The 18,345-nt window shown below is 60.7% G+C and carries 17 protein-coding genes; 15 read left to right on the plus strand and 2 right to left on the minus strand.

The annotated features are described in order from the left end of the window. Positions 1–48: 48 nt before the first annotated feature. The 15 genes from htpX to tilS all read left to right on the plus strand — a co-directional run bounded on the left by htpX (position 49) and on the right by tilS (position 15,917). Positions 49–957 (plus strand): zinc metalloprotease HtpX, encoded by a 909-nt coding sequence (gene htpX, locus F550_RS0112725; RefSeq protein ID WP_018148950.1) that lies wholly within the window; start codon positions 49–51, stop codon positions 955–957. Beyond that, positions 954–2,237, plus strand: a complete 1,284-nt coding sequence (locus F550_RS0112730; protein WP_018148951.1) for an RsmB/NOP family class I SAM-dependent RNA methyltransferase — start codon at positions 954–956, stop codon at positions 2,235–2,237. Before htpX ends, F550_RS0112730 begins: the two co-directional genes overlap by 4 nt. Positions 2,238–2,354: 117 nt before the next feature. Further along, complete coding sequence (locus tag F550_RS0112735) at positions 2,355–2,861, plus strand: outer membrane lipoprotein (RefSeq protein ID WP_018148952.1); 507 nt, start codon at positions 2,355–2,357, stop codon at positions 2,859–2,861. Between the two features lie 92 nt (positions 2,862–2,953). Continuing rightward, entirely contained in the window at positions 2,954–3,622 is a 669-nt protein-coding gene (gene rpe, locus F550_RS0112740) for a ribulose-phosphate 3-epimerase (protein WP_018148953.1), read from the plus strand. A gap of 28 nt (positions 3,623–3,650) precedes the next feature. Beyond that, positions 3,651–5,372 carry a heparinase II/III family protein gene (locus F550_RS0112745; RefSeq protein WP_233349026.1) on the plus strand — a complete coding sequence of 574 codons (1,722 nt, stop codon included), beginning with the start codon at positions 3,651–3,653 and terminating at the stop codon, positions 5,370–5,372. After that, positions 5,369–7,249 (plus strand): nucleoside-diphosphate sugar epimerase/dehydratase, encoded by a 1,881-nt coding sequence (locus F550_RS17815; RefSeq protein WP_018148955.1) that lies wholly within the window; start codon positions 5,369–5,371, stop codon positions 7,247–7,249. Before F550_RS0112745 ends, F550_RS17815 begins: the two co-directional genes overlap by 4 nt. Before the next feature lie 84 nt (positions 7,250–7,333). Then, positions 7,334–8,920: a bifunctional phosphoribosylaminoimidazolecarboxamide formyltransferase/IMP cyclohydrolase gene (gene purH, locus F550_RS0112755; RefSeq protein ID WP_018148956.1), complete on the plus strand. Its 1,587-nt coding sequence runs from the start codon at positions 7,334–7,336 to the stop codon at positions 8,918–8,920. Positions 8,921–8,924: 4 nt separating this feature from the next. Next, positions 8,925–9,368 (plus strand): YbgC/FadM family acyl-CoA thioesterase, encoded by a 444-nt coding sequence (locus tag F550_RS0112760; protein ID WP_018148957.1) that lies wholly within the window; start codon positions 8,925–8,927, stop codon positions 9,366–9,368. A 181-nt stretch (positions 9,369–9,549) separates the two neighbouring features. Further along, the gene (gene tolQ, locus F550_RS0112765) at positions 9,550–10,257 is read left to right on the plus strand and encodes a protein TolQ (RefSeq protein WP_018148958.1); all 708 of its coding nucleotides are present in this window, start codon (positions 9,550–9,552) and stop codon (positions 10,255–10,257) included. A gap of 3 nt (positions 10,258–10,260) precedes the next feature. Then, entirely contained in the window at positions 10,261–10,707 is a 447-nt protein-coding gene (gene tolR, locus F550_RS0112770) for a protein TolR (RefSeq protein WP_026180761.1), read from the plus strand. A gap of 3 nt (positions 10,708–10,710) precedes the next feature. After that, positions 10,711–11,610, plus strand: a complete 900-nt coding sequence (locus F550_RS0112775; protein ID WP_018148960.1) for a hypothetical protein — start codon at positions 10,711–10,713, stop codon at positions 11,608–11,610. Between the two features lie 25 nt (positions 11,611–11,635). Then, positions 11,636–12,994 carry a Tol-Pal system beta propeller repeat protein TolB gene (gene tolB / locus F550_RS0112780; protein WP_018148961.1) on the plus strand — a complete coding sequence of 453 codons (1,359 nt, stop codon included), beginning with the start codon at positions 11,636–11,638 and terminating at the stop codon, positions 12,992–12,994. 128 nt (positions 12,995–13,122) lie between these two features. Further along, entirely contained in the window at positions 13,123–13,677 is a 555-nt protein-coding gene (gene pal / locus F550_RS0112785) for a peptidoglycan-associated lipoprotein Pal (protein WP_018148962.1), read from the plus strand. 108 nt (positions 13,678–13,785) lie between these two features. Then, positions 13,786–14,745, plus strand: a complete 960-nt coding sequence (gene ybgF, locus F550_RS18670; protein WP_018148963.1) for a tol-pal system protein YbgF — start codon at positions 13,786–13,788, stop codon at positions 14,743–14,745. Beyond that, positions 14,733–15,917, plus strand: coding sequence for a tRNA lysidine(34) synthetase TilS (gene tilS / locus F550_RS18675; protein WP_018148964.1), 1,185 nt, complete (start codon positions 14,733–14,735; stop codon positions 15,915–15,917). The genes ybgF and tilS overlap by 13 nt, the downstream gene beginning before the upstream one ends. Positions 15,918–15,926: 9 nt before the next feature. Here tilS and F550_RS0112800 read toward each other — a convergent pair whose 3' ends face one another. Further along, positions 15,927–16,697: a formyl transferase gene (locus F550_RS0112800; RefSeq protein WP_018148965.1), complete on the minus strand. Its 771-nt coding sequence runs from the start codon at positions 16,695–16,697 to the stop codon at positions 15,927–15,929. Positions 16,698–16,770: 73 nt separating this feature from the next. Further along, positions 16,771–18,117 (minus strand): phosphoglucosamine mutase, encoded by a 1,347-nt coding sequence (gene glmM / locus F550_RS0112805; RefSeq protein WP_018148966.1) that lies wholly within the window; start codon positions 18,115–18,117, stop codon positions 16,771–16,773. Positions 18,118–18,345: the final 228 nt, after the last annotated feature.

Below are 18,345 nucleotides of genomic sequence, written 5' to 3' on the forward strand. Positions count from 1 at the left end.
CAGCTATAAAATATTAAACCGACCTCCCTCATCATCAAGGAGTACCAGATGGCGGGAACGCTGAAGACCTCTCTTCTGCTTGCTGTGATGACGGCGCTGTTCATGGCGATCGGCTATCTAGTCGGCGGCGTGATCGGTATGGCCGTCGCCTTCGCTGTGGCGCTGCTTCTGAACGTTTATTCCTGGTGGAACGCCGACAAGATCGTTCTGCGCATGCAGGGTGCCCGAGAAGTGTCCGACAATGAGCGCTCGCCTGTGTTGCGCACATTCGCCAATGATACGCGCGCTCTTGCCGCACATGCCGGCCTGCCAACACCGCGCATCTATGTGATCGATACCCCGCAGCCGAATGCCTTTGCGACGGGACGGAACCCGAAGAACGCTGCCGTCTGTGCGACGATGGGCTTGCTGAATACGCTGACGCGCGAAGAAGTCTCCGGCGTCATGGCGCATGAGCTTGCGCATGTTGCGCATCGTGACACGTTGACCATGACGGTGACGGCGACGCTTGCGGGCGCGATCGGCATGCTGGCGAACTTTGCGCTGTTCTTTGGCAATCGCTCACGCGGCGGCATTTTCACCTCGCTTGCCATCATGATCGTTGCGCCTCTGGCCGCCGGTCTCGTGCAGATGGCTATCAGCCGGTCGCGGGAATATGAGGCCGACAAGCGGGGCGCAGAGATCTGCGGAAATCCTTACTGGCTGGCATCGGCGCTTGAGAAAATCGACAGGGGTGCCAGATCGAACCTCAATCAACGCGCCGAGGCGAACCCTGCCATGGCGCACGTCTATATCATGAACCCGCTTGCCGGGCGCAAAGGTGACAGTCTGTTTTCTACCCATCCCGCAACCGCCAACCGTGTCGAAGCGCTGCACAAGCTCGCCATGGAAATGAATGTGACGCCGCCTGAACGGCTCTATCCGGAAACCGTGACAGCCCGCGGGCCGTGGGGATGAGCGCAGCCAATTCACGCATCGCCGCCGCAGACCTTCTCATAGAAACTCTCGACAATGGCCGGACCCTCGATGAGGCGATGGAAACGTCAGAGGCGTACGGCAAGCTGACGGGCCCGGATCGCGGCTTTGCCCGTGCCATGGCGAGCGCGGCCCTCCGCCAGCTCGGCCGTATCGACAAGGGACTTGCGCCCTTCCTCAATCGCCCGATCCAGACCGCGACACCGCCAGCGCGCGCGCTGCTGCGTGTGGGGGCGGCGCAGAGCTGGCTGATGGAAACGCCGGACCATGCTGTGGTCAGCGAGACCGTGAACGCGGCCAAACAGTGGGCGCGGGCACGTTCTGCATCTGGTTTTCTGAATGCGGTGCTGCGCAAAGTGGTGAGCAATCGGGCCGCTTTCGATGCCGCGCCGGTCACATCCGTCTGGCCAGACTGGCTGACGGTTGAGCTGATGACATCGCTTGGCGTCGAGGGCGCGACCGCGCTGGCGCAGCTTCAGATGGATGAGCCGGATCTTGATCTGACCCCGCGCGACAGCGATTTCGCCGAAGATCTTGGCAAGCGGATTGGCGCAAAAGAGGTCGGCCTCGGCAGTCTGCGGGTCGCATCCGGCGATGTTGCCGGTGTTGAAGGCTACAGGACCGGTGACTGGTGGGTGCAGGATGCAGCGGCCGCCATTCCGGCGCAGCTGCTCGGCGTAAAGGCGGGAGAGCGTGTGTTCGATCTCTGCGCGGCGCCGGGCGGAAAGACGATGCAGCTTGCAGCGACAGGCGCGTCGACGATCGCTGTCGACCGCTCCAAGACACGCCTTGAATGGGTGGAAGAGAATCTGGCACGTACCGGCCTCAGCGGTGCGGTCGAGATTATCGCAGAGAATGCTGAGCACTGGGCGCCGGACGAGCTTGCCGATGCGGTCTTGCTGGATGCGCCATGCTCAGCTTTCGGGACGCTGCGCCGTCATCCGGAAGGAGCATGGATCAAGTCGCCGGGCGATATTTCGCGGTTTCCCGATGTGCAGTTGCGTCTTCTGAAGGCGGCGACGCGTCTCGTCAAACCGGGTGGCCGAATTGTCTATTGCGTCTGTACGCCGCTCGACCGTGAAGGGGTCGATGTGGTCGAGGCTGCCCTGTCGGATGAGCAGCTAGAGCGGGCCGCGATAACAGCGGAAGAGGCAGGCCCATTCGCTGGCGGTCTGACGGCGGCGGGAGACTTGCTGACCCTGCCGACGAACGGATTTGCGCATGATGCGTTTTTCATCGCCCGCCTGACGCGTACTGGCTAAACTCCGCCAAGGTGCGCAAAGTATTCGGCTGCCATAATCTTGCCGTGGCCAGTTCATATCCCGTTCAGCGCGGGGGGCTGATACTCTGGTTGTCCCCGAGTTCAAGGAAACAGGATCATGAATACCAAGACCGTCCAGACCCGCATTCCCAGCCGTTTCATGGCGGGCGCTTTTGCTGCGCTGACCCTTGCGCTGGCAGGCTGCGCGAGCACCTATGGCGCGAACACGGTTAGCCCGAATGATGTCGGCTATGCCTCGCAGGTCGAGATGGGCACGATCACCGATATGCGCGAAGTCACGATCCGGCCTGAGAACAGTGTTCTCGGCGCGGCGACCGGCGCTGTACTTGGTGGTCTTGCCGGCTCAGAGCTTGGCGGCGGCAACAAGGCCCAGACTGCCGGCGCAGTTGGCGGCGCGGTGCTCGGCGGCCTTGGCGGTAACGAGCTTGGCAAGGGTATGAACACAAGGCGCGGCATTGCGTACACGGTCCGCCTCGACAATGGCCAGGTGACCGAGATTATCCAGGGCGCAGATATCGTGATGTATCCGGGCACGCGCGTGAACGTCACCTATGGGGGCGGCCGCACGACGGTTTCGCCAGCTCAGAACGGCCCACGCTACTAGTCTGCAGAGGCCTTGTTCAGGCCTGCTGAAACTAATGAACCAGCGCCGCCGCGAGCCTTGTGCTTGCGGCGGTTTGGTTTTACCCAGCCCGCATGTCCAATGTCCTGATTTCTCCGTCCATCCTCTCAGCCGATTTCGCCTCCCTTGGGGAAGAAATCCGCGCAATCGACGCCGCTGGCGCCGACATGATCCATGTCGATGTGATGGATGGGCATTTCGTGCCGAACCTCACTTTCGGCCCGCCGGTTATCAAGAAGCTGCGGCCTCATACCGACAAGCCGTTTGATGTTCACCTGATGATGTCGCCGGTCGATGCCTTTATCGATGACTTCGCTGATGCCGGCGCGGATATCCTGACCGTGCATCCAGAAGCTGGGCCGCACATTCACCGGACCCTTCAGGCGATCCGCAAGGCGGGCATGAAACCGGGTGTCGCGATCAACCCGGGCACGCCGCATGAAATCGTCGATCCGATCATCGATGACGTTGACATGATCCTTGTCATGTCGGTCAATCCCGGTTTCGGGGGGCAGAGTTTTATTGACAGCCAGCTCAGAAAGATTGAGGCATTTCGTAGAAAGATCGATGCCTGTGGACGCGACATCATTCTTGAAGTCGATGGCGGAGTGAATTCTGAAGTGGCGCCTCGGGTGATTGAGGCGGGGGTGACAGCGATCGTTGCAGGGTCTGCTGTGTTCAAGGGGGGCGTTGATGCTTACGCCGGCAATATCGCTGCGCTTCGTGGAGAGGCCGGCAAGTAAAGTAAAAGACACCGGGCGAGTGACACCAGTGGAGTACGCAAAATCGACCCCTCCGCACAGGCGTACGCCTGAAGAGGATGCCGAACTTTGGTCCCGCCTTGCCGGCATCAGCGGCGAAGATGCGGCTGCAAGTCCTGTTCATCGCCTGAAGATCGCTGGTGCGACCCCGTCCGGTTTCGCTTTTTATCCCGATCCGATTGCACCGCCTGACATGATGCGCGGCGAAAGTCTGATGAAAGACATCTGGCGTATCGGGGCCGACAAGATCGAGATGAATGAAGGCCTGCCGCCATGGACGGCGCCGCTGCCATCGCGACACTTTGCCGACCGGGTGCACCGGTTCGACTGGCTTCCCGATGTCTTCGCGCAGGAGCCTGATGGCGTCGAACGGGCCTGTTACCTTGTCGATGACTGGATCGCCAATTTCGGCCGCTTCAACGGGTTTGCCTGGCGCGTTGGATGTACCGCAGACCGCGTCTGGAACTGGATGATCAGCGGCGACAAGCTCTTCACGTCTGGTGAGACCGCCGACATTGATCAGCGGCTTGAGTCGCTCGCGCGGCAACTTCGACATATTGAAGCACTGCAGAATGACTGCGTGGATTTCATCGCTCGCTGGCGCGTAGCGTGCGTCATGCTGCTCGATACGCTCTGCCTGAAAGAGGGAGAGGGCTATAACGAGGCCCTGGAGCACCTGGAAAGCGAATGCACGGCCCAGATCATGCCCGATGGAGGACATGTCACCCGCGCCCCCGCCCGCGGCCTGCGCACGATGCTGGATCTCTGTATTATCGCTGATGCGGTCAAAAAGGCAGACCGCGAGGTGCCTGCTTTCATAACCAGCTGGATAGACCGGCTTGGCGGCATGGTCGCCTTCTTCCGAAGCGGTGACGGCGCCCTGCCGCCATTCAATGACAGCGATGAGAGCCTGCCGCAGATTGTCGATGCTGTTCTGGAGCGCATGAAGACACGGCCGCGCGGGTTTATGGTTGCGCCCAAGTCCGGCTTTCACAAGATCGTCAAGGGAACAGCTTGCCTGATCCTCGATGCGGGCGAGGCGCCAGAACAGCCCTTTGGCGATGGCTCACATGCGGGAGCGCTCAGTTTCGAATTCCAGGATGGCGAGGCAAGGCTTGTCACAGCCTGCGGGTTCAGTCCGGAAGCCGACATTGACTGGCGCGCGGCCGTCCGGCGCACGGGCGCTCATTCGACACTGGTCCTTGCGACCGAAGACTCTGCCCCCTTCAGACGCAATGAGGAGACGGGCCTTACCTATCCGGAGGGGCCCGAAGGCATCTTTGCCAAGCGTCTTGAGGAAAATGATGAGATCTGGATCGATGCCCAGCATGGGGGGTACAAGCGTCTGTTCGGTCTTCTGCACCGACGCCGGCTTTTCATGTCATCGGACGGTAACCGGCTGACGGGAGAGGATTCGCTCGCGCGGCCTGTGTCCCAGGCGCAAACCAAGGCTGAAAAGCCGATCCCGTTTGCTGTTCGGTTTCACCTTCATCCAACGGTGACGGCCACACTGAAGGATCAGATTATCAATCTTAAAACCGAATCAGGCGATATCTGGCATTTCAAAACGAGCCATCCGGGCGCAAAACTTGAAAAGACAGTTTATTTAGGGCGCGGTGTGGTTGAAAAAAGCAAACAAATCGTTCTCAGTGGTCGGGCAGACCCAAATAGCGATGGATCTGCACCTCCGAATTGCCTGAGATGGGCTTTCTTGAAGGACAATGTTGAGTGACGCCACGTGATGAAGCCCGCCGCGCCATGGCGATTACGCTTGGCTTCGACACCGCGGCGGCAGCCTTGGCGATGGCTGCGGCCCTGATCAGTCGTTGGCTGATGACGGAGGGTGCGCCTCCGGAGGGATACTTCGCGGCAATTGTGACGACGGCGGTCTTTGCGGGCGTCGGCTTTATCTCGTTCTATACGCTGGGTGTGCATAAGCAGGTCTGGCGCCATTCGGGATGGAGTGACGCTGTCAGGATCGTGCAGGCGGTCGCGCTTGCCACGCTGATTTTCATGCCGATTATCTTTTTGTGGAACCGGTTTGCGGGCATTCCACGTTCCGCACTGGCCATGGCGGTGCTGCTGTGGCTCGCCATTATTTTTACCGGCAGAATGATTGCGCTCGGACGGTCAACCCAAAGGCCGTTCCAGATATTCTTCGGACGCGCACGTCCGGATGCACCGATGGTGCTGCTGATCGCCCAATCGGAAGAAGCTGCGCGCATCGTCTCGCTCATGGGCAAGGACGCGGAAGGCGCGAAAGTTCGTATACTTGGCCTGCTGGAGCCTGAAGGCGCAGAATTTGGGCGAAAAATACGTGGTATACCGGTTCTTGGCGGACTTGAGGAAATGGGCAAGGTGCTCGACCTGCTGTCCCTTCGCTATGAGAAGACGCCGCTTGTTGCTGTTGCCGGCCTGGCGCGCGAGCGGCCTTATATGACGCAGATTCTCGAGGTCGCCGCCAGCCGCAAGACCGAGGTCATGTCCCTGAGCGCCGGCATCGACGAGAGCGCGGCCATGTTGCCGGTGCGGCCGGCCGACCTTCTTCGGCGCCGTGAGCGCCAGCTCGATACCGAACCGGTCGCGGATCTCATCGAAGGGATGCGTGTCTTCGTAACTGGCGGCGGGGGAACGATCGGGTCCGAGCTCGCGCGCCAGTGCGCCGGCATGAACCCGCACTCGCTGACACTGTTCGATTCCTCTGAATACAATCTCTATGAGGCAGATCTGTCGCTTCGTGAACAGTTTCCGAACCTGCCGATCAATTCAGAGCTTGGCGACGTGCGCGACAATGCCCGCGTCAGTCGCGCGATTGAGCAATTCGAGCCCGATATCATTATCCACGCCGCCGCGCTGAAGCACGTGCCGCTGATGGAACAGAATGTCTGCGAAGCGATCCTCACCAATGTCGGCGGCGCGTTGATTACCGCCAAGGCTGCTCAGTCCTCGAACGTGCAAAAATTCGTTTTCGTCTCCACAGACAAGGCCGTTCATCCGGACAACGTCATGGGCGCGACCAAACGACTGGCAGAGCTGACGGTGACACGTCAGGCCGTCGCGTCAAATTTTTCGGTTTCCATGGTGCGGTTTGGCAATGTGCTCGGGTCCTCTGGCTCTGTCGTCCCTCTGTTCGAGCGCCAGATTGCGCGCGGCGGGCCGGTGACGCTGACCCACCCGGAGGTGACGCGCTACTTCATGACAGTCGAGGAAGCCTCCGCGCTCGTGCTTCAGTCAGCGACACATAATGGCAGCCCCGGATCGGCGTCGCTTTATGTGCTTGATATGGGCGAGCCGGTCCTGATCAAGGCGCTGGCCGAAGCGATGATCCGCCTGAAGGGGCTCGTGCCAGGACAGGATATAGAGATCCGCACGACAGGCCTTCGTCCCGGCGAGAAGATGCATGAGAAGCTCACCTATAATCATGAAGAAGTAAACTCGATCGGCATCGAGGGGGTCTACAAGGTCGCCTCGAAGCAGGTTGTTGCGAATGACTTCGATGAAAAGCTCGATGAGCTGCTCGATCATGCCCGCCATCGCAGGCGCGATGAAGCAATAAAAATGCTGGCTGAACTGGTGCCTGAATACCGCCCGCGCCGCGCGGCGGAGTAAACGTCACCGCTTCAGTTGACCTCATCCAGAAGAGTGGTACCCACTGGCGCCCTGTTCCCAGATGAATGAAAGTCGCAAGATCGCATGTCTGAGCGTTTCAAGGTTCGCCGCGCCCTGCTCTCTGTTTCGGACAAGGAAGGCCTTGTTGAACATGGTCAGAGACTTGCCTCCCATGGTGTCGAGCTGGTGTCGACTGGCGGGACCGCGCGCGCCCTGAAAGAGGCAGGCCTCGATGTTGTCGATGTGGCTGACCTCACCGGTTTTCCTGAAATGATGGATGGGCGGGTGAAAACGCTTCACCCGGCTGTGCATGGCGGGCTTCTCTATCGCCGCGACCTGGAGAGCCATCGCAAGGATGCAGAGCAACACGGGATCGAGGCGATCGATCTGGTCTATATCAACCTGTACCCGTTCGAAGCGACCGTCGCCTCGAACGCCGATTTCGACACCTGTGTCGAGAACATCGATATTGGCGGCCCCGCCATGCTGCGGGCTGCGGCCAAGAATGGTCAGTCGGTTGCGGTCTGTACGGATGCAGGCGATGTAGCAGGCGTTCTGGCCGAGATGGATGCCAATGAGGGTGAGGTGAGCACTGAGCTGAGCCGGCGCCTTGCGGCAAAGACCTATGCGCGCACGGCCGCCTATGATGCGGCGATTTCCGGCTGGTATGCCGAACAGCTTCAGGATACCGCGCCGGACTGGGCCGGGTTTGGCGGCAAGCTGGCGCAGACGCTGCGCTATGGTGAGAACCCGCACCAGTCAGCCGCCTTCTATACAACAGGCGCAAAACGGCCCGGCGTTGCCAATGCACGGCAGGTGCAGGGCAAGGAACTTTCCTACAACAATATCAACGACACTGACGCGGCGTTCGAGCTTATCGGCGAGCTTGGCGAGGAACGACCCGCCGTCGCGATCATCAAGCATGCCAATCCGTGCGGCGTCGCGATGGGCGAGAGCCCGCTGAAGGCGTATCGCGCGGCGCTTGAATGCGACTGCACCTCTGCGTTTGGCGGTATCGTAGCGCTGAACCGGTTGCTCGATGAAGAAACGGCAAGCGAGATCACAAAGATCTTTACAGAAGTGGTGATTGCGCCCGGGGCAGATGAAGGCGCCCTCGCCGTGTTCGAAAAGAAGAAGAATTTGCGCCTTCTGCTGACCAATGGTGTGCCTGACCCTCAATCGCGTGGTCGTATCGTCAAGACGGTCGCGGGCGGCCTGCTTGTACAGGACCGCGACTTCGGCCGCGTTGGCCGGGATGATTTGCGTGTCGTGACAGACCGCGAACCGACAGAGGCCGAGCTGGACGACATGCTGTTTGCCTGGCGCGTCGCCAAACATGTGAAGTCGAACACCATCGTTTATGTGAAGGATGGCGCGACAGTCGGCATTGGCGCAGGCCAGATGAGCCGTATTGATTCTGCGCGAATTGCCGCGCGCAAGGCAGAAGACGCCGCTGAGACCGCCGGATGGGACACGCTGAAGACCAAGGGCTGCGTCGCGGCGTCGGACGCCTTTTTCCCGTTTGCCGATGGCTTGCTGAAAGCGGCTGAGGCCGGCGCGACAGCGGTCATCCAGCCAGGCGGATCGATCCGCGACGAAGACGTTATCAAGGCCGCTGATGAGGCCGGTCTTGCCATGGTGTTCACCGGCATGCGCCACTTCAGGCATTGATCTGATGAGCGGGCCGAAGTCTCCATTCGATGCGGCCATGCAGCACTGGCTGCCGGTGCGCGTCTATTATGAAGACACCGATTTTACCGGCATGGTCTACCACGCCAACTATCTGCGCTTTTTCGAGCGCGGGCGGTCTGAGTTTCTGCGAGATGCGGGCGTCTCGCATCAGTCGCTTCTGGCCCTGCCCGAGCCTGCGGTTTTCACGCTGACGAATGTGAATGTCGACTATAAGCGCGCGGCGAGGATCGACGATGCCTTGCTGATCCGCTCGCGATATACGGGCGTCAGAGGCGCTAAGGTTCTCTTCGAGCAGACGGCGCTTCGCGACGGCGATGTGATTGCCGAAGCGGTCGTGACAGCGGTGATGATCCACGCCGATGGGCGTCCGCGCCGCCCTATCCCGGATGTCGTCGCACGGCTCACCCCATATATCTTCAAGCCCTGACCCTCTGCGGGCCTGATCTAGCACCGCCTATGGCCTGTGCAGACGGCCTTGCGCTGAAATCATTGTGCATCGCGTCAAGTTTCCGCCTGATTTCCGTAGGATAGGGGACCTGTAACTCGTGCGTCCTCAAAAAAGGCCGCCCGCAAAGGCTGACGGTTCAGCCAGTAAAATGAGGAATTTCATGGAAAGCGACGTCCCCGCACCGATTGTGTCCGATGCAGGATTCTCTCTTCTCGGTCTTCTGATGGAAGCCGACCTGGTCGTGAAGCTTGTGCTGATCGTCCTGTTGATCGCCAGTCTCTGGTCCTGGGCCGTGATCGTCGAGAAGTCATTTACCGTTTCTCGCGCCCGCAAGCGTGCGAAAGCCTTCGAAGACGCCTTCTGGGCCGGCCGGGCCGATGATCTCGACCGCCGCGGACCGCCATCGGGCAGCGATGCGGCGTCCCGCATCTATGCGTCTATCTCACGTGAGTGGACAGATGCGCGCCGCGCACCAGAGTCCGGGGATCACATGATGATGATCAACCGGGCCGAACGCTCCCTTCGAGCTGGCGTCGACAGGGAAGTCGGCCGGGTGAGCCAGGGCCTTGGCGTCCTGGCGACGATCGGGTCCGCGTCGCCCTTTATCGGCCTCTTCGGCACGGTGTGGGGCATCATGAACGCCTTCCTCAACATCGCCGAAAAGCAGGACACCAGCCTGACCAATGTGGCTGGCCCTATCGCAGAAGCGCTGTTCGCGACCGGGCTCGGCCTTGTCGCAGCTATTCCTGCGGTCATCTTTTACAACAAGTTCACCGGCGACGTGAACAGACTGGCCGATCAGCTCGATACCTTCTCGCAGGACCTCCTGGTGCGTCTGTCGCGCCGCGCGTCGGACCTGGGGGCTTAGGCGATGGCTGGTGGATTTGCTTCTGGACCGCCTGGACGGGGCCGCGGCCGCCGTGCATTGGCGGCGGAGATCAACGTCACGCCGCTGGTCGATGTGATGCTGGTGCTACTGATCGTGTTCATGATCACGGCGCCGCTTCTGACCACAGGCGTGGAAGTTTCACTGCCCAAGGCGTCAGCGGAAAATCTGCGTGCGCCGCAGACGCAGCCGCTTTCAGTGTCGCTCGATTCAAGCGGCACCATCTATATCCAGGAAACCCGGGTCAATCCTGAGGAGCTCGTCTCGACGCTCTATGCGATTGCCGGCGAGGGCTATGAAGAACGCATCTTCCTGCGCGCTGATGAGGGCGTGAATTACGGCCAGGTGATGAATGTCATGACGCGGATGCAGCGGGCCGGTTATCGCAATATCGCGCTTGTCACGGACCCGAAGGCCGAGGAGCAGCGCTAGTCCATGATCCGCGGCCTTCCGGCATCCATCCTTTTGCACGCGGCGGTCATCGGTGCGGGCTATATCGTCTGGCCGTATGTTGCCACGACGGCCACAGAGGATGAATTTGTCATCGTACCTGTCGAACTGGTTGATGTTGGCGAGATGACCAATGTCGCGCCCGTAACTGCGCCGGAAGAGCCCGACGAAGAAGATGACCCGGAGCCAGAACCAGAGCCCGAGCCTGAAGAGGACGAAGACGTCCCCATCGAGGACGTGCCGGATGAGCGCGACATTCCTGTCGACGATGTAGAGACGGCCCAAGAAGCGCCGCCACCGGAACAGGAAGACGACATCCTGCCCAATTTCGATGCCGACGCTGAGGAAGAGGAGGAGGCGCCGCCCGAGACACCGAAAGAAGAGCGCCCGGCGACGCCGAATCCGAAGCGCGATTCAAGCGCGTTGGATAATCTGCTTAATTCAGCGGAATCAACTTTCCAGAGTGAGCGTGAAACGCGCCGCGAGACCCGTGAAGCACCGCGCGAGACACCGCCGCCTCGCGAAGAAGAGGCCGCGCCTCGTGAGACCCGATCCGGCGCGGGCGAACGCACGGCCAACACTGTGCGGATCGAGCAGCTGCTTTACAATCAGATTTACCCTTGCTGGGATGGGGTGAGCGATCAGCCAGAGCCAGATCGGTTGAATGTCAGTATGCGGGCGCGCCTGGATGCTGAGGGCAATGTGCGGGACCTGGATCTTATCCGGCCATCGCGTGCGCCGATTGGTGACCGGGCCATGCAGCTTGCGATCGAACGTGCACAGCGCGCCGTGCAGAAATGTCAGCCTTACCGGCTTCCAAGGGATGATTACGATCTCTGGAAGGAAGCCACCATCAATCTCGGCCCGGCTTTTACGGGCGACTAAACGACAAGAAAGGGCAATCAGCCAGATGATCAGATCAATTGCCGCCTATCTATTTGCCGCTTTCATTGCGGTCATACCTGCCGCCACGGCGCAGGTGACCGTGAACATTTCCGAAGGCACGCTGAAACCCACACCGATTGCCATTCCGGTCTTCGAAGCGGACGGGGCCGACAGGCAACTGGCGACCGACATCACATCGGTGATCCAGAACGACCTGCTGTCGACCGGGCTTTTCTCGATCACCCCGGAAAGCGCCTTCATCCAGCGCGACCTGTCGATCAATTCGCAGCCGCGTTTTGCCGACTGGAAGATCATCCAGACCGATGCCCTGGTCGTTGGTGAAGTTGACCGCGTGACAATCGAAGGCGTGGAATTCATCCGCGCGTCCGTTCGTCTCTGGGACGTCTATGGCGAGGAAGTCATGCGCCTTGAAGGCCAGGCTGGCCGGCGTTTCACTGCGAAGCCCGAAGACTGGCGGCGTATCGCGCACAAGATCGCCGATACTGTCTATGCACGCCTCACCGGTGAGGACCCGTATTTCGACTCGCGGATCGTCTATGTCGCCGAAACCGGTCCCAAGGATGACCGGACCAAGCGTCTCGCCATCATGGATTCAGACGGCGCGAACGTGAAATACCTGACCTCCGGGACGTTCACCGTCCTGACGCCGCGCTTCTCGCCGTCGAACCAGCAGATCACCTACATGTCTTATGAGAACAACCGGCCAAGGGTGTATCTGTTCGACATTCAGAGCGGGCGCCAGGAAGTGCTTGGCAATTTCCAGAGCATGACGTTCGCGCCGCGCTTCTCACGCGACGGGCAGGCAGTGCTTCTGACACAGGCGTCCGGTGGTAACTCCGACATCTACATCCGCGATCTTGTCACGCAGAGCACACGTCGCCTGACCGACCATCCGGCGATCGATACCTCGCCGTCCATGTCGCCGGACGGAAGGCAGATTGTCTTTAACTCAGACCGTGGTGGCAGCCCTCAGCTTTACATCATGAACACCGACGGGTCGCCGCTGACCTGTCCGTCGGGCGGGCGTGATACGGCTTGCCGGATCACCTTCGGATCGGGCCGCTATTCGACACCCGTCTGGAGCCCGCGCGGCGATCTCATCGCGTTCACGAAGCAGTCACGCGGCCGCTTCTCCATCGGTGTGATCGGCACCGATGGCGAGGGTGAGCGGGTGCTGACCGAAGCCTATCTGGACGAGGGTCCGGAATGGTCGCCAAACGGGCGCGTCATCACCTTCTTCCGCGAACGTGCACCGGGCGCCGGTCCGCAGCTCTGGTCTGTCGATCTGACCGGCCGCAACCTTCGCCAGATCCCGACACCAACGCAGGCCTCCGACCCTGCATGGTCGCCGCTTCTGAACTAGACCTTAAAGGGCAGGCAGACGCCTGCCCTCCATTTTCCGAATATATTTCGTGGAACCATCGACAGGCCACGAAGTTGACAAAATCGAGCAATAAGGGTCGCGCGAACGACCTTACGAAGGAGTAACCCATGCGTCGTCTTGTACTTACTACAGCTACTATCGCCCTGGTCCTTGGTGCCGCTGCATGCGCCTCCAAGCCAGAGCCGGTCAACACGGCGCCTCAGGTTTCCGACACGAACAATGCGCCTAGCCAGCCAGTTCGCGAGTCCGATATCGAGCAGCCAACCCGCGTCATCGATTCCGGCCCAAGCGCCGGTTCGCTGGAAGATTTCCAGGTGAATGTCGGCGACCGTGTCTACTTCGACCTCGACCAGTACCGTCTTGATGGCGACGACCAGTCCGTCCTGCAGCGTCAGGCCGCCTGGCTTCAGAACTATCCGAACGTCCGTATCATGGTTGCAGGCAATGCCGACGAGCGCGGCACGCGTGAGTACAACCTTGCCCTCGGCGAGCGCCGCGCGTCGGTTGTCCGTGACTATCTGGTGAACCTCGGCGTGTCCCCATCACGCATCGACACTGTGTCCTACGGCAAGGAGCGTCCGATCGCACCTGAGTCCAATGAAGCAGCCTGGGCGATGAACCGTAACGCCTTCACCCAGATCATGGGCGGCGCCAGCAGCTAAGCCAAGCTGCGGTTTTGCAAACGAATGAAGCCGGGTGTCATAATTTGGCCCCGGCTTTTTTCTTATCTATATGCTCAATAATTAGTCCTGTTCTGGAGACGTCCTCTCATGATCCGTCTGGTACCCATTCTCGCGGCGCTTTGCCTTTTCACGGCGGGGGCGCAAGCCCAGTCACAGCGTGCCCCGATAACCCGCGGTGCAACGAGCGGTGACCTTGCCTCGACGGTGAATGATGTTCGCCAGCGTATGGCCACAATGAGCCTCGACATGAGCCGCCTGCAGGACGAGATCGGACGTCTCAACGGCGAGATCGAAACGCTTGAATTCCTGCTGTCCCAGTCGCGCGACGAGTCTGCGCGCATGCAGGCGGATGACCAGCGCATTGGCGAGACGCTCCGGTCGCTCACACAGCAGAATGAACGCATGCAGCAGCAGATCACAGGCCTGCAGGAAGATGTCGCACGTCTTTCATCTGGCGACATGGGTGGTGTGGGGACAAGCGCGAGCGACCGCGACGAGCAGTCATCAGACGCGCGCCGCGCCGAGCCTGCGCCAACGCGTCAGACGGCTCAGCGGAATGAGCAAGAGGATGAGGGTGATGAAGCCCAGTCCGCGTCCGGCACCGCAAACCCGAACTATCAAGGTTCGCTCGGGACGCTTCGGGCCAGTGAATTGCCAGGTGAGGCTGGGCCGCTTTTCGCGGCAGCCAAATCACGCCTCCTGAAGTTCGACTATGCCGGCGCTGAAGAGGCTTTCCGGGCATTCCTCCAGCGCTTCTCCGACGATCCGCAGGCAGGTGAAGCGCAATACTGGCTCGCCGAAACCCTCTTCCAGCAGGAAGCTTATGGCGAGTCCGGCGAGGCTTATCTTGAGATGATCCGGGAGTATCCAGACGATGCCCGCGCGCCTGACGCGTTGGTCAAACTGGCGCGCTCCATGCGGCTTGTCGGCGATACTGACCGGGCCTGCGAGGCGCTGGACGTGCTGCCGCAACAATATCCCAACGCGTCGGGTGTGACCCGGAACCTGGCGGCGCTTGAGCGCACGCGTGCAGGTTGCAGCGCCTAGAAGCCCTTAGCCACCAGTTCATCGATACGATGACAGCGGGGTCGACCGGCCCTGTCTGCGTCGCCGTGTCCGGCGGTAGCGATAGCCTCAACCTTCTCGATCTTGCGGGTTCGTGGGCGAGATCCTCCGGCCGGAAGCTCATGGTTCTCACCGTCGATCATGGTTTGCGCGCAGAGGCGGGGGCGGAAGCAGAGTGGGTTGCGGCTCAGGCGCGCGAGCTTGGGCACCGCGCCGAAATACTGCGATGGAAGCCCGATAAACACGGACAGAACGCAGCTCGTCGGGCGCGTCACTCGCTGCTGGCCGATGCAGCGCGAGCCGCTGGGTCGCAGCGCATTTTGCTGGGTCATACGCAAAGCGATGTCATCGAAACGCTGTTCATGCGGCTCTCGCGGCCGACGCGTCTCGCGGGGGCGGTTGGGCCGCAGCCTGTGTCGGTGTCGCCAATCTGGCCGGAGGGGCGCGGTGTACAAATCGGGCGGCCCCTGATCGCGTGGCCGCGAGACGTGTTGATGACCCGACTTGAGTCGGCGGGCCGAGACTGGGTCAGGGACCCCAGCAATGTCTCGGAAGCTTATGAAAGGGTGCGCGTGCGCGCGCTCGCAGCGCAGCTCGATGGAGCGCGTCTTCAAAGGGTTGCAGGGGATGCGATGCGCCTCCGAGCGCTGGAAGACTGGATGCTCGCCAAACTGCTTCAAACCCGCGCCCACGACGATGAAAGCGGCCTGATCGAAGTCAGTCTGGATGAGACGCCGGTCTCAAGAACTGTGTTCAACCGGTTTCTCGATATCCTGTTGCAAACAGCGTCCGGTACAAGTCACGGGGCGGCCTCAGCCTCGCTGGATGCACTTGGTCTCGAAATTCAGTCAGGCGGACCGCAGAGCCGCGTCACGCTGGGTGGGGCCTGGCTGCAACGGCGTGGTTGCGTCTTGTCGATCGGCCGAGATCCTGGAGAAATGAGGGCAGGTTGGCATTCCGGGCTTTGGGATGGGCGCTACGGGCAGGGCGACTGCCAGCCATCGGCTGGCGAGGACATACCCTTCCTTGTAAGGCATGCGATGCCCGATCAGCCGTTCAGGCAAATCCTGAGCGAACGTCTCGATGCCTGGGCGACTGCACTCGGCTTGGGCGCAGACCTTGCGGTCCAGTCCGTAGACGCATGGATCGAATGAAGGCGAGCCTTACCAGACGCCGCGGCTAAAACCGTTCCAGAGATAGCCGCCAAAGGTTGGCGCAAACCATTGGCGCGATGGGAGATTGACGCGCTGAGGACGGAGCTGTCCTTTCAGCGCATCTTCCATCGCCTGAATGACAATCCCCCGGCTTCCGGCGGCCATGCGCCAGAGATAGGTGTGAAAATTGTCGTCTGGCTCTGTGCGAAGACGCGACTGGTAGAGAATCTCGCCGGTGTCCACGCCCTCATCGACGAGATGCACCGTGGCACCGAAGTGCTCTGGTTCCCCATTAGCGAGGGCGAAGTACCCCCCGAACATGCCGCGATAGGCCGGGTTGATCCCGGAATGATAGTTGATGAAGGGCGCGTGCGTGCTTCGCAGCGTTGTGTTCGAGATCATGCGTGTGGAGACGACAAAGATCGCCTTTGGCTGAATAGCATGGAGGGCTGCGCGGCATTCGTCCGAATTGACCGAAGGCACGTCGATAATCCTGGTATCCGAGCGGGGCTCCGGCTCCAGTTTTTCGCGGGCGATCAGCCGGGCGATTGTGTCCTGGCTGCCCTTGCTGGTGAGCTTGATCGGTATGCGGGCGGCCTGCATGCTGGCGACCTTGAGCGCGCCAAGCATCTTGCGTCTGCGGCGCCAGAGAACCGATTGCGGCTCGCCCTGTTCGCGAATGACCGGGATGTCGCCAAAGCGTTCGCGCAGGGCGTTGATCATGATCCATGCGTGTGGCCCGCCAGACGTCAGCGCAACGAGTTTCGAAGGATTTTCCATGCCAGCCTCTTTCCCGTGTTGGGACAATCTGACGGAAATCCTGCAAGTCTGAGGCTAGTTGCCCTTTCGGAAACTATCCTGCCGCGCGAACGGCGTCGGCGACTTCGTTGACTGCAGCCTCCATGGCGGCGGCGTCCTCTGCCTCCGCCATGACGCGGATAAGGGGCTCAGTGCCCGACTTGCGGATAACGAGTCTGCCCGCACTGCCGAGCCGAGTTTCTGCCGCGCTGATGGCAGCCTTCACGCCTTCGTCTTCCAGCGGGGCATCCGACCGGTAACGGACGTTGACGAGCTTTTGCGGGACCGGGTCGAAGACATAGGCGAGTTCAGAGAGGGGCTTGCCGGTTTCAATCATGACGGCCAGCGCCTGCAGCGCAGCTATCATACCGTCGCCTGTGGTGACATGGTCCGAAACAACGATGTGACCTGACTGCTCTCCGCCAAGATTGAACCCGCCTTCGCGCATCTTCTCGACGACATAACGGTCGCCGACCTTGGTGCGCTCAAGTTTCAGGCCTTGCGATTTGAGATATTTCTCAAGTCCGAGATTGGACATGACGGTGGTGACAACGCCATCGCGCGAAAGCAGGCCGCGGCGTTTCCAGTCCCCCGCGATGAGACCGATCAGCTGATCGCCGTCGATTTCCTCGCCCTTCTCATCGATGAGAATGCAGCGGTCGGCGTCGCCGTCGAGGGCAATGCCGATATCTGCGCGGTATTTGCGCACCGCGTCCCGCAGAGACTGCGTGCTGGTGCTGCCGACATCCTGGTTGATGTTGAAGCCATCGGGCGTAACGCCGATTGGGAAAACCTCTGCGCCAAGCTCATAAAGGGCGGTGGGGGCGACCTTGTAAGCGGCGCCGTTCGCGCAATCTATGCAGACGCGAAGACCGGAGAGCCGCATGCCCCGCGGGAACGTGGCCTTCACGATCTCGATATAACGGGCCTGCGCATCATCGACCCGGCGGGTGCGGCCAAGGGCGGACGGGGCGGCCAGCTTGTCATCAAGTGCGCGGTCCATCCGGCTTTCGATCTCAAGCTCGATATCGTCTGAGAGCTTGTAGCCATCAGGTCCGAAGAGTTTGAGGCCGTTATCCTCAAATGCGTTGTGGCTTGCCGAAATCATCACGCCGAGATCGGCGCGCAGGGACCGGGTCATCATCGCGACGCCTGGCGTCGGGAGCGGGCCGAAAAGGGTCACGTCCATGCCCACTGAAGTGAAGCCAGCAACCAGCGCCGGTTCGATCATGTAACCCGAGAGGCGCGTATCCTTGCCGATCACAACAGAATGACGCCGCGTGCCGCCGCGCCGGAAATACTTGCCGGCGGCCATGCCGAGGCGCATGGCGATCTCGGGTGTCATTGGCGGGGTGTTCGCCGTGCCGCGAATACCGTCTGTCCCAAAATACTTACGCGTCATCTGACACCTCCGAAGCTTGCCAAGCGCATGGCACATATTCACTGCCCGTGCCAAGCGTGTACGGGCGACTGCATCTCTATACAGCGACCGAGCGACAAATCCCTTAACTGACAGGAACATTAGCAGGATCAGCCCATTCACTGGCCATGTGGGCAATCGTGCGCGCAGGGGCTGTCACAAAACGACACGGTATTTGCAATGACGTAAGGCCTTCGTGTTTTCTAGACG

The organism is Henriciella marina DSM 19595 (assembly GCF_000376805.1).
Classification (GTDB): Bacteria; Pseudomonadota; Alphaproteobacteria; order Caulobacterales; family Hyphomonadaceae; genus Henriciella; species Henriciella marina.